Annotated in this window: 18 protein-coding genes; 8 read left to right on the top strand and 10 right to left on the bottom strand. The window is 62.6% G+C overall.

The window, feature by feature from the left end:
- The 3 genes from DS839_RS15545 to DS839_RS15555 form a co-directional block, all read right to left on the bottom strand.
- Complete coding sequence (locus tag DS839_RS15545; protein WP_119271361.1) at window positions 1-204, bottom strand: hypothetical protein; 204 nt, start codon at window positions 202-204, stop codon at window positions 1-3.
- A gap of 113 nt (window positions 205-317) precedes the next feature.
- The gene (locus tag DS839_RS15550; protein ID WP_119271362.1) at window positions 318-659 is read right to left on the bottom strand and encodes a DUF1491 family protein; all 342 of its coding nucleotides are present in this window, start codon (window positions 657-659) and stop codon (window positions 318-320) included.
- Between the two features lie 15 nt (window positions 660-674).
- Window positions 675-1373 (bottom strand): peptidoglycan-binding domain-containing protein, encoded by a 699-nt coding sequence (locus DS839_RS15555; protein WP_119271363.1) that lies wholly within the window; start codon window positions 1371-1373, stop codon window positions 675-677.
- Between the two features lie 249 nt (window positions 1374-1622).
- On the opposite strand from DS839_RS15555, the gene DS839_RS15560 reads away from it, so the two are divergent.
- Both DS839_RS15560 and DS839_RS15565 read left to right on the top strand, forming a co-directional pair.
- Entirely contained in the window at window positions 1623-2012 is a 390-nt protein-coding gene (locus DS839_RS15560) for a DUF5330 domain-containing protein (protein ID WP_162918559.1), read from the top strand.
- Between the two features lie 259 nt (window positions 2013-2271).
- Window positions 2272-2712 carry a SufE family protein gene (locus tag DS839_RS15565; RefSeq protein ID WP_119271365.1) on the top strand — a complete coding sequence of 147 codons (441 nt, stop codon included), beginning with the start codon at window positions 2272-2274 and terminating at the stop codon, window positions 2710-2712.
- Window positions 2713-2775: 63 nt separating this feature from the next.
- Here DS839_RS15565 and DS839_RS15570 read toward each other — a convergent pair whose 3' ends face one another.
- The 4 genes from DS839_RS15570 to DS839_RS15585 form a co-directional block, all read right to left on the bottom strand.
- Complete coding sequence (locus DS839_RS15570; RefSeq protein ID WP_368911679.1) at window positions 2776-3240, bottom strand: BA14K family protein; 465 nt, start codon at window positions 3238-3240, stop codon at window positions 2776-2778.
- Window positions 3241-3412: 172 nt separating this feature from the next.
- Window positions 3413-3925 (bottom strand): PAS domain-containing protein, encoded by a 513-nt coding sequence (locus DS839_RS15575; RefSeq protein ID WP_119271367.1) that lies wholly within the window; start codon window positions 3923-3925, stop codon window positions 3413-3415.
- A 126-nt stretch (window positions 3926-4051) separates the two neighbouring features.
- Window positions 4052-4468, bottom strand: a complete 417-nt coding sequence (locus DS839_RS15580; protein WP_119271368.1) for a Ros/MucR family transcriptional regulator — start codon at window positions 4466-4468, stop codon at window positions 4052-4054.
- 118 nt (window positions 4469-4586) lie between these two features.
- Window positions 4587-5888 carry a DUF2336 domain-containing protein gene (locus DS839_RS15585; protein WP_162918560.1) on the bottom strand — a complete coding sequence of 434 codons (1302 nt, stop codon included), beginning with the start codon at window positions 5886-5888 and terminating at the stop codon, window positions 4587-4589.
- Window positions 5889-6139: 251 nt separating this feature from the next.
- Here DS839_RS15585 and msrB point away from each other — a divergent pair, with 251 nt between their 5' ends.
- Window positions 6140-6532, top strand: coding sequence for a peptide-methionine (R)-S-oxide reductase MsrB (gene msrB, locus DS839_RS15590; protein WP_438816524.1), 393 nt, complete (start codon window positions 6140-6142; stop codon window positions 6530-6532).
- Between the two features lie 4 nt (window positions 6533-6536).
- On the top strand, window positions 6537-8636 hold the full coding sequence (locus DS839_RS15595; protein WP_119271371.1) for a S9 family peptidase: 2100 nt from the start codon (window positions 6537-6539) through the stop codon (window positions 8634-8636).
- A 438-nt stretch (window positions 8637-9074) separates the two neighbouring features.
- Here DS839_RS15595 and DS839_RS15600 read toward each other — a convergent pair whose 3' ends face one another.
- From DS839_RS15600 to otsB, 3 genes are read right to left on the bottom strand one after another with little or no spacing between them, the layout of a single operon-like run.
- Entirely contained in the window at window positions 9075-10445 is a 1371-nt protein-coding gene (locus DS839_RS15600) for an alpha,alpha-trehalose-phosphate synthase (UDP-forming) (RefSeq protein ID WP_119271372.1), read from the bottom strand.
- Window positions 10430-12220, bottom strand: a complete 1791-nt coding sequence (locus tag DS839_RS15605; protein ID WP_119271373.1) for a glycoside hydrolase family 15 protein — start codon at window positions 12218-12220, stop codon at window positions 10430-10432. Before DS839_RS15605 ends, DS839_RS15600 begins: the two co-directional genes overlap by 16 nt.
- A complete protein-coding gene (otsB, locus tag DS839_RS15610) occupies window positions 12217-12951 on the bottom strand; it encodes a trehalose-phosphatase (RefSeq protein WP_162918561.1) in 735 nt (244 codons plus the stop codon). Before otsB ends, DS839_RS15605 begins: the two co-directional genes overlap by 4 nt.
- A 108-nt stretch (window positions 12952-13059) precedes the next feature.
- Between otsB and DS839_RS15615 the strand changes: the two genes are divergently transcribed.
- The 4 genes from DS839_RS15615 (at window position 13060) to DS839_RS15630 (ending at window position 16633) form a co-directional block, all read left to right on the top strand.
- The gene (locus tag DS839_RS15615) at window positions 13060-14274 is read left to right on the top strand and encodes an acyl-CoA dehydrogenase (RefSeq protein ID WP_119271375.1); all 1215 of its coding nucleotides are present in this window, start codon (window positions 13060-13062) and stop codon (window positions 14272-14274) included.
- The gene (locus DS839_RS15620; protein ID WP_119271376.1) at window positions 14271-14735 is read left to right on the top strand and encodes a GNAT family N-acetyltransferase; all 465 of its coding nucleotides are present in this window, start codon (window positions 14271-14273) and stop codon (window positions 14733-14735) included. The genes DS839_RS15615 and DS839_RS15620 overlap by 4 nt, the downstream gene beginning before the upstream one ends.
- The gene (locus DS839_RS15625) at window positions 14732-15832 is read left to right on the top strand and encodes an NAD(P)/FAD-dependent oxidoreductase (RefSeq protein ID WP_119271377.1); all 1101 of its coding nucleotides are present in this window, start codon (window positions 14732-14734) and stop codon (window positions 15830-15832) included. Before DS839_RS15620 ends, DS839_RS15625 begins: the two co-directional genes overlap by 4 nt.
- Window positions 15833-16033: 201 nt before the next feature.
- A complete protein-coding gene (locus DS839_RS15630; RefSeq protein ID WP_119271378.1) occupies window positions 16034-16633 on the top strand; it encodes a superoxide dismutase in 600 nt (199 codons plus the stop codon).

The raw sequence follows: 16633 nt of genomic DNA on the forward strand, positions 1-16633 counted from the left end.
TTAGGAATCGTCGCGGTCGATGTCGAGCGCCTGCAGGCGCGATGGTCTTCCGCGCCGGCGCGGCGGCGGCAGCCTGTCGGCCAGGCTGAAATCATAGCGTTCGATCCGTATCCCCGGAAAGATCACGATCTCCGCCGGCCCCGAATGCGCTTCCCTTGCCGATTGCGGCAAACGATCGCGCGGAAAAGTCAGTATCGTCCCCATCACCTTCACCTTGGCGGGAAACGCTCTCGAGCAATTCTCCCGTGCCGCCATTACGCTCCGGTGTGGTTAAAAAAGACCTAACCGATCATGTCAGCTTGATAACGGCGCCCGTGTCAATCCTGCGCGCCGATGGTCAACCCCGCGGTTCCAGTGCGGTCCTCGACCTCGACGACCCAGATGTCCGGATCGAATTTCGCGAGCCTGGCGATGAAGGGTGCCACGTCGGGCGCGGAGGTGACGGGCGGGATCACCTCGCTCCACAGTCTTTCGCCGGTTTCGTCGATGGCTGATCCCGGCGGCGGTCCCAACACCATGACGGTACCGTCGAGACGGTTGATGACGACATAGATGGCGCCCGCCTCGGCCGCGCCCTTGCGCAGGACGGCGCCATAGAGCCCTTGCACGAAAGAGCGGCGCAGGAAGGCGTGGACCCAGATTTCAGCTTTGAGCCGCATTCTGCAGCTTTAGCATCAATTGGCGCGGGTCGAGCCGCGGGTGCTCATCTTTTCGAGCTCGACGATGAGCGTCGGGCTGATGTCGCCGGTGGGGGCTATGCCGCGGTCGCGCTCGAATTTGAGGATGGCGGCGCGGGTCTGCTGGCCGAGCTCGCCATTGATCGCGCCGGGCTCATAGCCAAGCTCGGCCAGGCCGACCTGGACGCGAGTAACCGTGTCGACGGGTTTCTGCGGTGCCAGGGGCTGCGGCTTGGCCGGCGTCGCGTCCGTCATCTTCAAGGCATCGGTGATCTGGCGGGTATAGCGGATGTGCTCGACGAGCTCAGGACTGGCGAGGCCGGTTTCGTCGAGACCATTGGCGCGCTGATAGGCAATGATCGCGATTTTGGTGCGCTGGCCCGAAACGCCATCGACCTTGCCGCTATAGAGTCCGGACGCCGCGAGCTCGCGCTGCACGCTCTCGACGGTCGCGTCATAGCGCAAGGTCACGGTGCTGCCGCGCTGGTCCTCATTCGCCACATCGACGGTCACGCGCGTCGAGCCGGTGATCGGATCGCTGTCGGACATGGAAGCGGCATCGGCCTGACTCGCCTGCGGCGCCGTCTGGGTGAGCGTATTGTAGACGATGGCGACACTAAGCGCGGCCACCGTCAGCGCCACGACGACCGTCGAGACGCCCAAACGCGGCGCGTCATCCTCTTCATAGTCACTCATTCAACGCCGGACCCAACTCGAACTGAACACCGACCGGCTCTGGCACCGGCCCCCCGCTTCGCCCCAATCATGCATCGGGATGCTTAATATCGGGTTGTTGCGGGCCTTTCACGGGTAAACCGTCATGATTTCCGAATGGTTAATGAAGTCCTTAGAATTTGCCGAAAGTTAGATTCGAATTGACATGCGGGTTTTCAGCCGCATGAAAGACGGGGGCGCTATTCATTTGGCCAGGACAAGGGGATGGACATGCGTATTATTCGCACGATTGCTCTGCTGGCCGTGGTGGCGTTCTTCATGCCGTCGCCGCCTGAGGAACGGTTCCAGGTTGCCGAGACCGATGATCCGCCGGCGACGGAGCTGCTCTCGGCCGCCGTCTCGACGGTCGCCGATGTGGGAGACTTCTGCCGCCGGCAGCCTGCCGTCTGCGACACGGCGCACTATCTGGCCGTGAAGCTCGAGGGCAAGGCGAAATACAGCATCGAGCTCCTCTATCAATGGGCACATGAATCGAATGGCCTGGCGCTGCCGCAGCAGACCGTTGCCGCCGATGAAGGGGAAGCCGCCGGCCAGAATACCTTGCGCCTCGACGACCTCATCCCCGAATGGCGGGCGCCTAAACCTCAAGCTCAAAGCTGACAGACGACAATCAGCTCCGGACTCATTGAGATGTTGAGCGAGCTCAGCCGCGCTCAGCCATATCCAGGATGGTCTTCGGCAATGGGCCCGCCAGATCCCTATGGAAGCGATCGTATTCCGATGGCGGATTGAGGCTGTCATAAACCGGCCGTCAGGCGTGAATTGACATAGTCCATGACGATAATCCTAGAACGCGTCGTCGCAGTGCTTGAGATCGCCGCGCCAAACGCTTATCTGAGCGGTAACGAGGTTGGAGTTCATGGCGGAAACGATCGCAGCTCTCAAGGAGGATTTTTCCCTCATCGATGAGTGGGAAGACCGCTATCGCTATGTGATCGAGCTCGGCCGCGCCCTCGAGCCGCTCGCCGACGCGGACCGCAACCCCCGCAACAAGGTGCAAGGCTGCGCCAGCCAGGTATGGATCGCCGCGCATGAAGAGAGGGACGGCAAGGAACCGCGTCTCGCCTTCACCGGCGACAGCGACGCGCTCATCGTCAAGGGCCTCATCGCCATCATCTTCCGCCTGTTCTCAGGGCGCACGCCGTCGGAAATCCTCGCCACCGATGCCGGGGCACTCCTCGACGAGCTGGGGCTGCGGGAACATCTGACGCCACAGCGCTCGAACGGCGTCGCCTCGATGGTGACGCGCATCAAATCCGACGCCAAGGCGGCGCTGGCTCAAACTCTCAAGAGCGCATGACCTCGTCCGAAAACCGGGATGGCCGGGTTTAACCCGGCCACGAGCTTTTCGGGTCATGCTTCTTCAGTTGAACGGGCTGTCGCAATAGCGCGTGCGGCCCCCATAGGTCACGTAAGTGTTGGTTTCCACCGCATAGGAGCGAAAGCGCTTGAGGCACCAGCGCACATGCTCGCCGCGGGCATCCGGACGATCGTCGTTGAACGTGTTTTTGCGATTGCCCGTCAGCGACCCGGTGCGATCGGTGGATGAGCCGAAATCGAACGGTTTTGCCTTGGTGCCGGAGCGGTAACGCTCCTGATTGCTCTGATTGTACTTGTCGTTCCATGAGCCGTAGCCGGGCCTCGGCACCTCAGGGCCGAAGGGCCCGGGCCCGAACAGCCGCTCATTGGAGCCCGATGGATTCGAGCCCGAGGCGCAAGAACCAAGGGGGCAGGCGCCGGCGGCCACGGCGTGATGCGCGACGGCGAGCGTGCCGGCGACAAGCAGCATCGCGGCCAGGATCAGCAAAATGAAATGCCTGAGCTTCATCAAGGTGGAACCATCCGACGGCATCTTGTCCATATTGAGGAACCGGCAAGGCGATGCCCTGGTTCCGTCAGGAGGACGGTGGCGTTTCGAGCGCACGCAACTTGCCGTTAAGGGAAGTCTCACACACGCCGTCAATAGGGATCGATCTCGCGGCGGCGACCGTCGTCTTGGATCAGCGGGCGGCGGCGAGCTTTTCTTCGATCGAATCGAAGACTTCCGAGCCCGGCAGGAAGGCGTCGTAGCACAGGATCATGCCGACCCGGTCGCCGCCATGGGTCAAAGGCAGCTTGAGCCAGAACTGGACGAGATGCTCCTTCTGCATCCGGGGGCCCCTGACGACGCCCTGCGCCGGCTTGCCTTCGGACGCAATGCGATGATAGGCGGCGAGCCAATAGTCGCGCTTGTCGCCCCAGTCGAGCTCGTCGAGATAGAGCCCGGTCGTCTCGCAATCATGCACATCGCGCAGCCGGGTCCCGGCGAGACGGACGCGATAACGCTCGCCCGGCATCTCCACCTCGATCAGGCTGATATTGGGCAGGAGCCTCGGTATATGCGCCGGGCTGATGTCGCGCTTGTCGGGCATCGGGCGGCCGGCGGCTTTGTGCAGCCAATATTCATAGAGCTGGCGATGTTCGGGGATGATCAACTGCGCCTTGAAGGCGGCATTCATTTGTCCCTTCGCCATCACCCGAATCCGTTCCGAATCGCCAGCCCCGGCGCCCGCTTCATTGTTATGAATCCGTGCGACCTCAGCCGCAAGAGTCCAAAAGCGGAACTTAAGGAAAAGTGACCGGTGCTCCGGTACGGCGTTTCAGCGGCGCTCCGCGCGATTCTGCCCGAGCCCGATCTTCTTGGCGAGGCTCGAACGCGCCTCGGCATAGTTGGGCGCGACCATGGGATAATCGAGGGGCAGACCCCATTTCTCGCGATACTGCTCGGGCGAGAGATCGTAATGCGTGCGCAAATGGCGCTTCAGCGACTTGAACTTCTTTCCGTCCTCGAGACAGATGATGTAGTCGGGCGTGATGGATTTGCGCACCGGAACCGCCGGCTTCAATTCAGCCGTCTCGGCTTGCTTGTTTTCGGCCGAGCTCTGCGGTGCTGCGGCGAGAGACTGATAGATATTCGCGATCAGTTTGGGCAGATCGGCCTGGGCGACAGTATTGTTGCCGACATAGGCCGCCGCGATATTCGCGGTCAGTTCAAGCAGATTGCTTTTTTCCTGCATGGATTACCGACGCCCCCGGTTAAGGACCGATTTATATTTCATCTATTGCGCGGCGAATCAATAGTTCGGCCAGGTTTAGTTTTCGCACCGTCCGGACAGTTCAGAATTTGAACCGGCGTCAATTTGCGGCGATGCGGGCATAGGGGCCGGTGCGCCGGGCGGCCCAATCCCAGTAGGTCAGAAGCACCCGCGCCTTGTTGAAGGAGAGCGTCTCGAAGATGGCCTTCAGGGCCTCGGCATCGGGGCGCTTTTCGACGACGTCGGCAAATTGGGCGCGGGTCAGGCCTGCGGCCTTGAGGGCGACGGTCAGAGCCTCGCCGCCCGCGTCATCGGCGATGCGGGCGCCGGCTTCCGCACTCACATGGGTGAGCCTGGCATAGATCTCGCCCGCTTCCCGGGAGTCCGCCTGCGCCAGCTTCGCGAGCAGCGAGAGATCGGCCTGCTTGCGGTCCTTGCCGTCATTCTCCCGGTTCATGGTGAGGATCCGGGTGATGGTCTCCGAATCGGTCAGGAAGCGCGACAGGACATAGCGCCTGAGTTCCGAGGGCAGTCGCCAGAAGAGCTGGAAGGCGATCGGGGACGGCGTGTCCTGACGGGTCACCAGCGGCGCCTGCAGCACGGGATGGGCGGCGGCAAAGCGGGTCAAGTGCCACATCGACTCGATCGAGAAGGACGCACCCTGATTGCGGACGAGATTGACCAGGGTCTCGACGTCGTTCGACTGGATGAGGGCTTCCGCCAGAGCCGGCGAGATGAGGCGCCGGCGCGCTATCAACTTGAGCTTGGCGGGGTTGCGGCCTTGGGCGACCGTGATCAGATCGCTGTCATCCACCGTCACCGCTTGCTCGAGCAAGGGGCCCGAGACCTCGATGCGCGGATCGTTGATCAATCGGCGCACCAGCATCTGCGAGGGCGCTTCCATCAGACAGACGCGGTCGGCAAGATGGCGCAAGCTCTTCAGCGGCATGCGCGGAATAAGCCGCAGCAAAGTGTCATTGGCGAGGGCGCGCTCCTGCGGCAGCGAGCCCTCGGTCGGAATAGCCATGATGTCGAGGAGCGCATGCGCCCTGATCCCCGCCTCGGCATCCTCGGGCTGCGGCCGCTCCAGCACTCGGCGCTCGACGAAGCCCGGATCCGATGACTTCACCGGCATCGCCGCTGGTGGCTGTTCCGGCGCCATCGGCGCTGACGTTCGAGGTTGGGCAGGCTCGGCGGGGACGGGCTTGTCCAGGCGCAGAACTTCGGGAACCGGCTCGACAATGGGAGCGGTGTCGGATTCAGCCGGCTCCAACGGCGGCGGTTCGACCGGTGCAGCGGCCACCGGCGGGTCGGCTGGGCGAGCGATGAGCGGTTCGGCGGGCTTGCCGCTAGTTCCGGCAAGTTTCAGCTTGAGCGCGCGGAACGAGTCCGCCGTAATCATGCGGCGCCCGGGCAGTCCATTTTCAGGCTGCACGCTCGACATGCTGCGCTCAGATCTCCTTGCCGGTTGCGCCATTAAAATCGGGCAAGCCTCTCTAAATCTGCTTAACCCTTGGAAAATGCGATCCAGAAACCATTTACCAATGATGTTATGCTTAACGCATGGTTAAGGGCACGGTTTGCAGGCACCGGCTCGCTTGTCTATTCTCGCTTTCGACCGATCCCCCCAGAGGTATTCCCCGTGAGCCTAAAGTGACCAAGACCGACGCCGAATGGCGCAAGGACCTCACCCCGGAGCAGTATCGCATCACTCGCGAGCACGGCACCGAGCGGCCGTTCTCGCATCCTTACAACAGCGAAAAGCGGCCGGGCACATATGCCTGCGTGAGCTGCGGCGCGCCCCTTTTCAACTCGGCGACGAAATATGAATCGGGCAGCGGCTGGCCGAGCTTCACTGCGCCGGTGAGCCAGGACGCCGTCAGCGAGCATCACGACGTCACCCATGGCATGCGCCGCACCGAGATACGCTGCGCCCAATGCGAAGCGCATCTCGGCCATGTGTTCAACGACGGTCCGCGCCCGGCCGGCCTGCGCTATTGCATGAACGGCACCGCCCTCAAACTCGACCCGCAAGAGATAAAGTAAGCGCATGAACAAATATGAGACGATCGATCCGCCACGGGCGGAAAAGCGGCAGCATGCCGATACACATCACGGCGTGACGCGCATCGACGACTATGCCTGGCTCAAGGCGGAAAACTGGCAGGCGGTCATGCAGGATCCATCCGTCCTGCCGCAAGACATCCGCCGCTATCTCGAAGCCGAGAACGCCTATACCGAGCGTGCTATGGCCGGCACCAAAGCGTTGCAGGACAGGCTCTTCGCCGAGATGAAGGGCCGCATCAAGGAAGACGATTCGAGCGTGCCTGCGCCCGATGGGCCTTACGCCTATTATTCGAGCTTCGTCACCGGCGCCCAGCATCCGCGCTATTGCCGCAAGAAGCGCGATCTTTCAGGCTCCGAGGAGATCATGGTCGACGGCACGATCGAGGCGGGCGAGAAGCCGTTCTTCGATTTCGGCGGCTTTTCCATTTCGCCCGACCACCGTTTGCTCGCCTGGTCGAGCGACGACAAGGGGTCGGAATTCTTCCGTTTGCGCGTGCGCGACCTGGTGACGGGCAACGACCTTGCCGATGCGATCGACAACACTGCCGGAGGTGCGAGCTGGGCGGCCGACGGCAAAAGTTTCCTTTATACGCAGCAGGACGAGCATCACCGTCCGCTGAAAATCTTCCGCCATGTGCTCGGCACGGCGGCCGATGCCGACACGCTCATCTATGAGGAAAAGGATACCGGCTTCTTCGCCGGCGTCGGCAAGACCCAGTCCGACCGGTTCTTCGTCATCGACACGCATGACCATGAGACATCGGAAGCCTGGCTGATCGACACCGCCACACCGGAAGCCGCACCCCGGTTGATCGCGCCGCGCGAGGCCCAAGTCGAATATGACGTCGAGCATTGGGAGGATCAGCTCATCATCCGCACCAATGCCGACGGTGCCGAGGACTTCAAGATCGTGACCGCGCCTGTCGATGCGCCGGGACGCGAGAATTGGCGCGACCTCGTTGCTTACCGCCCCGGCTGCCTGGTGCTCGGCATCATCGCGCTCAAATCCTGGCTGATCCGCCTCGAACGCGAGAACGGCCTGCCGCGCATCGTTGTGCGCGACATGAAGACCGGCGCCGAGCACGAGATCGCCTTCGCCGAGGAAGCCTATTCGCTGGGCTTCGGCCAGATGCTCGAATATGACACCGACATCCTGCGCTTCAGCTATTCGTCGATGACGACGCCGGCCGAGATCTTCGACTACGACATGCGCAACCGCACGCGCGTGCTGCGCAAGCGCCAGGAAGTGCCGTCCGGCCACGATCCGGCGCAGTATGTCACCCGCCGCATCCAGGCGCCGGCGCATGACGGCGAGACCGTGCCGGTGACGCTCCTCTATCGCAAGGACACGCCGCTCGATGGGTCGGCGCCCTTGTGGCTCTATGGCTATGGCTCCTACGGCATCACCATTCCGGCGAGCTTCAACACCAATATCCTGTCGCTGGTCGATCGCGGTTTCATCTATGCCATCGCCCATATCAGGGGCGGCCAGGACAAGGGCTATCGCTGGTATACTGACGGCAAGCGCGAGAAGAAGCAGAACACCTTCCGCGATTTCATCTCGGCGGCGCGCCACCTCATCGCCCAGGGCTTCACGCGGCAAGGCGAGATCGTGGCGCAGGGCGGATCCGCCGGCGGCATGCTGATGGGCGCCGTCGCCAATATGGCGCCGGAGCTGTTCAAGGCCATCATCGCCGAAGTGCCCTTCGTCGACGTGCTCACCACCATGCTCGACGACACGCTGCCTTTGACGCCGCCCGAATGGACGGAATGGGGCAATCCGATCGCGAGCAAGGAGTTCTACGACATCATCGCCGCCTACTCGCCCTATGACAATGTCGGGGCGATGGCCTATCCCAACATATTGGCCGTCGGCGGCCTCACCGATCCGCGCGTGACCTATTGGGAGCCGGCCAAATGGGTGGCGCGCCTGCGCGACCGCAAGAGCGACAAGAACCTGCTCCTGCTCAAGACGCAAATGGAAGCGGGCCACGGCGGCGCACCCGGTCGTTTCGACCGGCTCAAGGAAGTGGCGCTTTCTTATGCCTTCGGCTTGCTGATGAGCGCGAAGGCGGACGCATAGTAGAGCTGTGTGAAGGGGCAGACCGACGTCACCGCATGATGCTTAAACTCGCCCCGCTCAAATACCCTCATGCTGAGGTGCGAGCGAAGCGAGCCTCGAAGCATGATCCAGGTACAGCGGTCTTGCCGCTCGCCACCCTTCGAGGCCCGCCTTCGGCGGGCGCCTCAGGGTGAGGGGTTGTGGATTAGACTAAAAGCCATCACCCGTCCGAATGGCCAGCTTGCGAAGCGTACCTGCGCGACGTTCTGCAAATCTTGCTTCGACTTCCTCCGCGGAAATCCACTTACCCGCTTCGGCAGAGGCGAGGCTTGCCTGCACTTGCCGCCGGAACCAAGCATCATATTCCGCCCGTTCCTTCCGGCTTTTCGGATCTTCGCGCATGACCACAACTGTAGTCCTTCCCATTTGCCGAGCAAGGATGATCTGAATCTCAGTCCATCAAGAAGCCGCCCGCAGGGTCTTCGGCGGGGCGGTGAGACGGGCGAGGAACCGCCGGCACCAGGCGGCGGCGCTGTCCTCATCGATCCGGTGCATCAGGCTGCGCCAGCGCTCCTGGCGTTCTTGCCTGCTCATGGTGAGCCCTTCATGCAACGCTTCGGCAATGCCGCCCGGATCGTAAGGATTGACGATGAGGGCGGCATCGAGGCTCGCCGCGGCGCCGGCGAAGCGAGACAGGATCAGGACGCCCGGATCCTCCTCGTCCTGGGCGGCCACATATTCCATCGCCACCAGATTCATGCCGTCACGCAAAGGCGTGACGAGCCCGATCGCGGCCATGCGGAAGAAGCCGGCCAGCAATCTGCGCGACAGGCCGTGGGTCATGTAGCGCAGCGGTACCCAGTCGAACTCGGCATATTTGCCGTTGATCCGGCCGGTGAGCCGGTCGAGTGTGCGCTTCAATTCGCGATATTCGCTCACTTCCTCGCGCGATCGCGGCGCCACCTGCAGGTAGCTCACCTTCTCGCGATATTCGGCATGGGTTTCGAGCAATTCGGAATAGGCCTCGAAGCGCTGCGGCAAGCCTTTCGAGTAATCGAGGCGATCGGCGCCGATGATGAGCTTGCGGCCGACAAGACTGTCCTTGAGCCGCCGCGATTCGGCGTTCATGCGCGACGTCTTCGCCATGCGCGCGAAGGCTTTGCCGTCGATGCCGACCGGCAGCGCCACGGCCGATGCGATCGCCGGAGCGCGCTGCGCCTCGGGAAGGATCTTGCGGGCGCAGCCGACGAAATTGTCGCGATCCTCCGCCGTCTGGAAGCCCGCCAGGTCATAGGCGGCAAGATCGGCGGCGAGCTCGCCCGCCGGAGGCAGAATGTCGAAGACCGATAACGGCGGGAACGGTATGTGCAGGAAGAATCCCATCTTGAGATCGACACCTTGCTCGCGCAAAGCGCGTCCCAGTGGCATCAGGTGATAATCGTGGATCCACAGGAGATCGCCGGGCCGCAGCAGCGGAACCAGGGCCTGAGCGAATTTCTGGTTGGTCGAGCGATAGCCCTTGTAGTCCTCGCGCGAATAGGCGACGAGGCCGGTGCGGTAGTGAAACAGCGGCCACAGACTGCGGTTGGAGAAGCCGGCATAATAGGCCTGGTAATCCTCCTCGCTCAGATCGATGGTGGCGAAAGTGGTCGTGCCCCTGGTCGCGAAGGTCGGCTTTGCCGATGTCGCATGCGTGCGCTTGCCCGACCAGCCGAACCACAGCACCTCGCCCTTGAGCGCCTCCTCGAGCACCACGGCAAGACCGCCCGCCTGCTGCTCGCGCTTGGCCGATGCCGGCACCCGATTGGAGACGATTACGAGACGCGCCATAGGCCCTCCTCCCAGGTGCGGCTGAGTTTCCTGGCGCAATGGATGATGCCGACCATGGAATAGGTCTGCGGAAAGTTGCCCCACAATTCGCCGGTCTCGGGAACGGCATCCTCGGACAGGATGCCGACATGATTGCGCAGGCTCAGGACACGCTCGAACAGCTTGGCGGCTTCCTCGGTCCGGCCGCAATTGGCGAGAGCCTCTATGTACCAGAAGGTGCAGACGAGAAAGGCCGTTTCCGGCATGCCGAAATCGTCCGCCTCGGCGTAGCGCATCATCAGGCCGTTCACCAGCAAATGCTTCTCGATCGCGGCCAGCGTCTTCTGAAAGCGCGGATCGTCATAGCCGATGATGCCGATCTCCGGCATGAGCAGCAGGGCGGCGTCGAGCTCGGCGCCGCCGAGGCTGCCGGCGAAATATTCGCCGGCCTTGTTCCAGGCGCCTTCGAGAATGCGCTCCTTGAGCTCGGCGGCGGCGGTGAGCCATTCCTCGCCGTCGGCGGTCTCGCCGACCTTGTGGGCGATGCGGCCGAGCCTCTCGAGGGCCGCCCAACACATCACCGCCGAGAACGTATGGGCGCGGGTGCGACCGCGATATTCCCAGATGCCGGCATCGGCTTCGAGCGACGTCGTCTTAGCCATCATGCCGATCGGCTTCAGCTGATGGTAGAGTGCCGCATCGCCCGGACGTGGCAGACGCATGTCCCAGAACATCTGCGAGGCGGCCAGAATGACCGATCCATAAATGTCGTTCTGGCGCTGGTTCGAGGCACCGTTGCCGACGCGCACCGGACCCATGCCATGAAAGCCCTTGAGCGCTTTCGCCTCATATTCCTCGAGCGGCGTCCCCGGCACGATCGGATAGAGCGGCGCCAGGAACTGCACGTTGGAGGAGATCACCGAGTTAATCAGATAGGTAATGAAATTCTCCATCGTCAATGTGGCGCCGAGCCGATTCAGCGACATAACGGTGAAATAGGCGTCGCGCGGCCAGCAGTAGCGGTAGTCCCAGTTGCGTCCGCTGGCCGCGGACTCGGGTATCGACGTCGTCAGCGCCGCCAGGATAGCGCCCGTATCCTCGAAACTGCACAGCTTGAGCGTGATGGCGGAGCGGATGACCACTTCCTGCCAGTCGAAGGGCACCGCGAGATCGCGGACCCAGTCGTTCCAATAGGCTACCGTTTCATCGAGGACGTCACGGGCAAGGCGATCGACACGCGAGGTGAGCGGCTCGTCGCTGCCGATGAGGAGATGCACCGGCCGGTTGAGCAGGAAGAAGGCCTCGTCACGCAAATACGCGACGGGCATGTCGGTGGTGAGCCTGATCGAGGTGTTGCTGCCGGAATAGCGCAGATAGTTGCTGCCCATCGAGACATTGGGCTTGGTCGCGCCATAGTCGAACACCGGGCGTGCGCGTATCTTCACATGGCAGCGGCCCTCCAGCGGCTCGATGCGGCGGGCGATCATCGGCGGCCGGAACAGCTCGCCCTGCAGCTTGTAGCGCGGCGCCCAATCGAGCACGCGGATCGAGCCACCCTCGCCCTCCAGGATCGTCTCGAGAACGGCAGTGTTACGCAAGTAAGCCTGCCGCGTCGCCTTTTGGTCGCGCAGCACGATGTCCATGAAGCCGTCCTGCGGATCATCGCCGTTCACCAGGGCGTTGAACAAGGGATCGCTATCGAGCCTCGGGAAGCAGAACCATACATGGCGTGCTTCCGCATTGATGAGGCTCGCAACCGCGCAGTTGCCGATGACCCCCAGATCAAGTTGCTTCATGCCGCGGCTTCTCCTTGCGTCTTGATCTCACGGGCGAGCCAGGCGCGCACGCGCCGCGGCTCGCCGCCAAAAGCTTCATCGACGGGGAGTGCTACGCCGCCCATGGCCTTGACGGCAATGTAACCGTCCTCGTCCGTCACGTCGTCACCGGCAAAGACCGGGATGCGCCGGCAGAAGGGCTCTTCCGACATGAGCTCGGTGATCGCCTTGCCCTTGCTCATCGTGGTGAGCTTGAGCTCGAAGGCCATCTTGGCGGGAAGGATCTCGAAGCCGCCCGAGGCTTCGCTCGCGAACACTCTGAGAAGATTCAAGGCGTCATGCTCGGCTTCCGGGGCGCGGCGAAAATGCAGCGCGATGCTGTAGGCCTTGCGCTCGACCTCGGTATTGGGATGTGTGGCCAGGAACTGCGCCAGGCGCTCATCCCAGGCGTCGGGCCAAGCCGCTTGCGGCGGATGGGCCGGACTGCCGCGCCGCTTGATCACCGCGCCATGCTCGGCGACGAAGTCGAGATCGGCAGGGGCCAAGTAGGAAAGGAGGTCGGCGAGCGGCCTGCCGCTGACGATGGCGACGGCGCCGCCCAGCAGGATCTGCAGGCGCATCAGAAGCGCCGGCAGCTCGCGCGGCACGGTGATCTCATGGGGGCTCGGGGCTATGTCGACGAGCGTACCGTCAAAATCGAGGAAAAGGGCGTGGCGGGACGTCAGGCGCGGCGGAACGGTCCCAGCCGGCACTGCTTGCTTGGATGGGGATTGGGTCACCATTGGGTAGGATTTGACATTTAGGGGCGTTTGGCGTTGTTAACGTGCTCGATAGAAACTCGCAAAGCGATGAAAAGTTCCATGACCCAAGCTGCCCGCAAAGCCCATGGCCCGGCCCCTCTCGCCGAGTTCAACTGGGAAGATCCGCTCGACCTCGAAAGCCAGCTGAGCGAAGACGAGCGCATGATTCGCGATACGGCACGCGCTTTCTGCGCCGACAAGCTCATGCCGCGGGTCCAGAAGGCCTTCCGCGAGGAGCGCTTCGACCGCGAGATCATGAACGAGCTGGGCGAGGTCGGCTTCCTCGGCATGATGAATTCGGAAAGCTATGGCGGCTCGGGGCTGGGCTACGTCGCCTACGGCCTCGTGGCGCGCGAAGTCGAGCGCATCGATTCGGGCTACCGCTCGGCGATGAGCGTGCAGAATTCGCTGGTCATGCATCCGATCGAGACCTATGGCTCGGAGGCCCAGCGCAAGAAATATCTGCCCAAGCTCGCGACCGGCGAATGGGTCGGCTGCTTCGGCCTGACTGAGCCCGATGCCGGCTCCGATCCCGGCGGCATGAAGACCAGGGCCAAGCGCGTCAATGGCGGCTTCGTGCTCAACGGCACCAAGATGTGGATCACCAATTCGCCGATCGCCGATGTTGCTGTGGTGTGGGGGAAGCTCGAGGACGAAGGCATCCACGGCTTCCTGGTCGAGCGCGGCACGAAGGGCTTCTCGACGCCCAAGATCGAAGGCAAGGTTTCGCTGCGCGCTTCCGTCACCGGCGAAATCGTGCTCGACAATGTCGAGATACCCGAAGAGAACATCTTCCCCAATGCGCGCGGTCTCTCCGGTCCCTTCGGCTGCCTCAACAAGGCGCGCTACGGCATCGCCTGGGGGGCCATGGGTGCGGCGGAAGACTGCTGGCACCGGGCGCGGCAGTACACGCTCGATCGCAAGCAGTTCGGCCGGCCGCTCGCCGCCAATCAGCTCATCCAGAAGAAGCTCGCCGACATGCAGACCGAGATCGCCCTCGGCCTGCACGGCGCTCTCGCCCTCGGCCGCGCGCTCGAGCGCGGGGTCGCGGCACCACCCGCGATTTCGCTGATGAAGCGCAATAATTGCGGCAAGGCGCTCGCCATCGCGCGTGAGGCGCGCGACATGCATGGCGGCAATGGCATTTCGGATGAATTCCATGTCATCCGCCACATGGTCAATCTCGAGACCGTCAACACCTATGAAGGTACGCATGACGTTCATGCGCTGATCCTCGGACGGGCGCAGACGGGGCTGCAGGCCTTCCAGCCGTGAGCGAGATCGAGATCAGGCGTGAGGATCCGCGCACGCCTGATGCCACCAGGCTCATTCGTGATCTCGACGAAATGTTTCATCGCCTCTATCCGGCGGAAAGCAATCATCTCGTCGATATCGAGACGCTGGCGACGCCGGACATCCATTTCTTCGTGGCGCGGCGTAATGGCGAGGCCCTGGGCTGCGGCGCGCTGTGGCATCGCGATCCCGCCTATGGCGAGATCAAGCGCATCTATGTGCGCCCCGAAGCGCGTGGCCTCAAGCTCTCCAAGCTCATTCTCGCCGCCCTCGAGGAAAATGCCCGCACCCATGGCCTCAAGAGGATGAAGCTCGAAACCGGCACGCTGCAGCCGGAAGCTCTGGGACTATTCGCCAAATGGGGTTTCACCCGCTGCGGTCCCTATGCCGATTATCCGACCGATGATCCTTACTCCGTCTTCATGGAGAAGACGGTGGCATGAAGGTCTGTGTCGTCGGGGGCGGCATAGCTGGTCTCTCTACCGCCTGGGCGCTCTGCAAGAGCGGGAACCAGGTGACGCTTATCGAGCAAGGTCCGCTTCCCAATCCGCTCGCCGCCTCCGGCGATGAACACCGCATGATCCGCCGCGGCTATGGCTCGGCCGACGGCTATGCGCGCATCATCTCGGAAGCCTTCGCGGCATGGGAGGAGATGTGGCGCGATCTCGGCCGCTCGCATCTGGCCCGGCGCGGCGTGCTCGCGATGTCGCAAAATCCGGGCGATGACGGCGAGAAATTCCGCGAAGGCTATGACCGCATGGGCGAGGCCTATGAGCTCTATGAACCCAAGGACGCGGCGCGGCGCTATCCGTTTCTCGATCCTGCCACCATCCGCTATGCCTATTTCACCAAGGCCGGCGGCGCTCTCCTTTGCCAGCGCATCGCCGCGGATCTCGCACGGTGGCTCGGCGAAAAGGGCGCGGCGCTGAAGCTCAACGCGAAAGTGACGGCGATCGACGCGACGAAAGGTCAAGTCAGACTGGCGGATGGCAGCCATGTCACGGCAGACCAGATCATCGTCGCGGCAGGCGCCTGGGTGCTGAGGCTCATCCCTGAGCTTGCCCGGAGATTGAAACTCTATCGCACCGCCCTCGCCTATCTGACGCCACCGGCCGACCTAGCGGCGGCCTGGGCGGATGCGCCGGCGATCCTCGATATTGGCGGCAAGGCCGAGGCCTATATGCTGCCGCCGGTCGATGGCACCGGACTCAAGGTCGGCGCCGGCGTGCATAAGCGTCCGGCCGATGATCCCGACGCCAATCGCATGCCTGTTTCGGGCGAAGGCGATACCTTGCGCAAGCTGTTGTCGCCGCCTTTGGCGCGCATCGAGGATTATAGCGTCGCGCGGGTGGTGACGTGCGCCTACACTTTCACCGCCGATGAGAAATTCCTGTCATTCCGCAAGGATAGAGCGCTTGTCGTGTCGGCCTGTTCGGGCCATGGCTATAAATTCGGCGCGGCGGTAGGACGCCGCGTCGCAGAGGCTATCCAGACGGGGGACGATGCCGGACTCCTCGCCTGGCTCAGGGCTGAGGCCTGACCTTTTGACAGGCGGAACTCAAACGCCTATCTCAGGGTTGGGCTCAGTGAAATCAAGGAGCTTTCATTGACCACCCGCCGCCAATTCCATGCCCTTGCCGCGACAGGCCTTCTTACCGCGACAAGTGGATTTTCCGAATCAGGAGCCGGGACGGGTTTCGTAACTCAAGCGAACGCGTCTCAGAAAAAAGGAGATGACACCATGGCCCTCGAACTTCCCCCCTTGCCCTATGCCTATGACGCGCTTCAGCCCTATATGTCCAAGGAGACGCTGGAGTACCATCACGACAAGCATCATCAGGCCTATGTGACGAACGGCAACAACCTGCTCAAGGATTCACCGCTCGCCAAGGAGTCGCTCAGCAAGATCGTCAAGGCCGCCTACAAAGAGAAGAACCAGGGCCTCATCAACAATGTCGGCCAGCATTACAACCATTTGCATTTCTGGCAATGGATGAAGAAGGGCGGCGGCGGCAAGAAGCTGCCGGCCAAGCTGCAGAAGGCGGTCGATTCCGATCTCGGCGGCTATGACAAGATGCGCGCCGATTTCATCAATGCCGGCACGACCCAGTTCGGTTCGGGCTGGGCGTGGATCGCCGTCAAGAACGGCAAGCTCGAGATCCAGAAGACGCCCAATGGCGAGAACCCGCTGATGCTCGGGAGCCAGCCCATCCTCGGCGTCGATGTATGGGAGCACAGCTACTATATCGACTACCGCAATGCGCGGCCGAAATATCTCGAGGCCTTTGTCGACAATCTGATCAACTGGGAACATGTCGAGCAGATGTTCTCCGAAGCGTAA

Source organism: Taklimakanibacter deserti (genome assembly GCA_003574785.1).

Coding starts and splice junctions, on each gene's coding strand:
- DS839_RS15585 (WP_162918560.1), bottom strand. CDS start 5,888: ATGATTACGGCGGACTCGTTCCGCGCGCTCAAGCTGAAACTTGCCGGA.
- DS839_RS15560 (WP_162918559.1), top strand. CDS start 1,623: ATGCGTATTATTCGCACGATTGCTCTGCTGGCCGTGGTGGCGTTCTTC.
- DS839_RS15575 (WP_119271367.1), bottom strand. CDS start 3,925: ATGGCGAAGGGACAAATGAATGCCGCCTTCAAGGCGCAGTTGATCATC.
- DS839_RS15545 (WP_119271361.1), bottom strand. CDS start 204: ATGGGGACGATACTGACTTTTCCGCGCGATCGTTTGCCGCAATCGGCA.
- DS839_RS15570 (WP_368911679.1), bottom strand. CDS start 3,240: ATGAAGCTCAGGCATTTCATTTTGCTGATCCTGGCCGCGATGCTGCTT.
- DS839_RS15600 (WP_119271372.1), bottom strand. CDS start 10,445: ATGGCGCGTCTCGTAATCGTCTCCAATCGGGTGCCGGCATCGGCCAAG.
- DS839_RS15550 (WP_119271362.1), bottom strand. CDS start 659: ATGCGGCTCAAAGCTGAAATCTGGGTCCACGCCTTCCTGCGCCGCTCT.
- DS839_RS15615 (WP_119271375.1), top strand. CDS start 13,060: ATGACCCAAGCTGCCCGCAAAGCCCATGGCCCGGCCCCTCTCGCCGAG.
- DS839_RS15555 (WP_119271363.1), bottom strand. CDS start 1,373: ATGAGTGACTATGAAGAGGATGACGCGCCGCGTTTGGGCGTCTCGACG.
- DS839_RS15595 (WP_119271371.1), top strand. CDS start 6,537: ATGAACAAATATGAGACGATCGATCCGCCACGGGCGGAAAAGCGGCAG.
- DS839_RS15625 (WP_119271377.1), top strand. CDS start 14,732: ATGAAGGTCTGTGTCGTCGGGGGCGGCATAGCTGGTCTCTCTACCGCC.
- DS839_RS15630 (WP_119271378.1), top strand. CDS start 16,034: ATGGCCCTCGAACTTCCCCCCTTGCCCTATGCCTATGACGCGCTTCAG.
- DS839_RS15565 (WP_119271365.1), top strand. CDS start 2,272: ATGGCGGAAACGATCGCAGCTCTCAAGGAGGATTTTTCCCTCATCGAT.
- DS839_RS15580 (WP_119271368.1), bottom strand. CDS start 4,468: ATGCAGGAAAAAAGCAATCTGCTTGAACTGACCGCGAATATCGCGGCG.
- DS839_RS15605 (WP_119271373.1), bottom strand. CDS start 12,220: ATGAAGCAACTTGATCTGGGGGTCATCGGCAACTGCGCGGTTGCGAGC.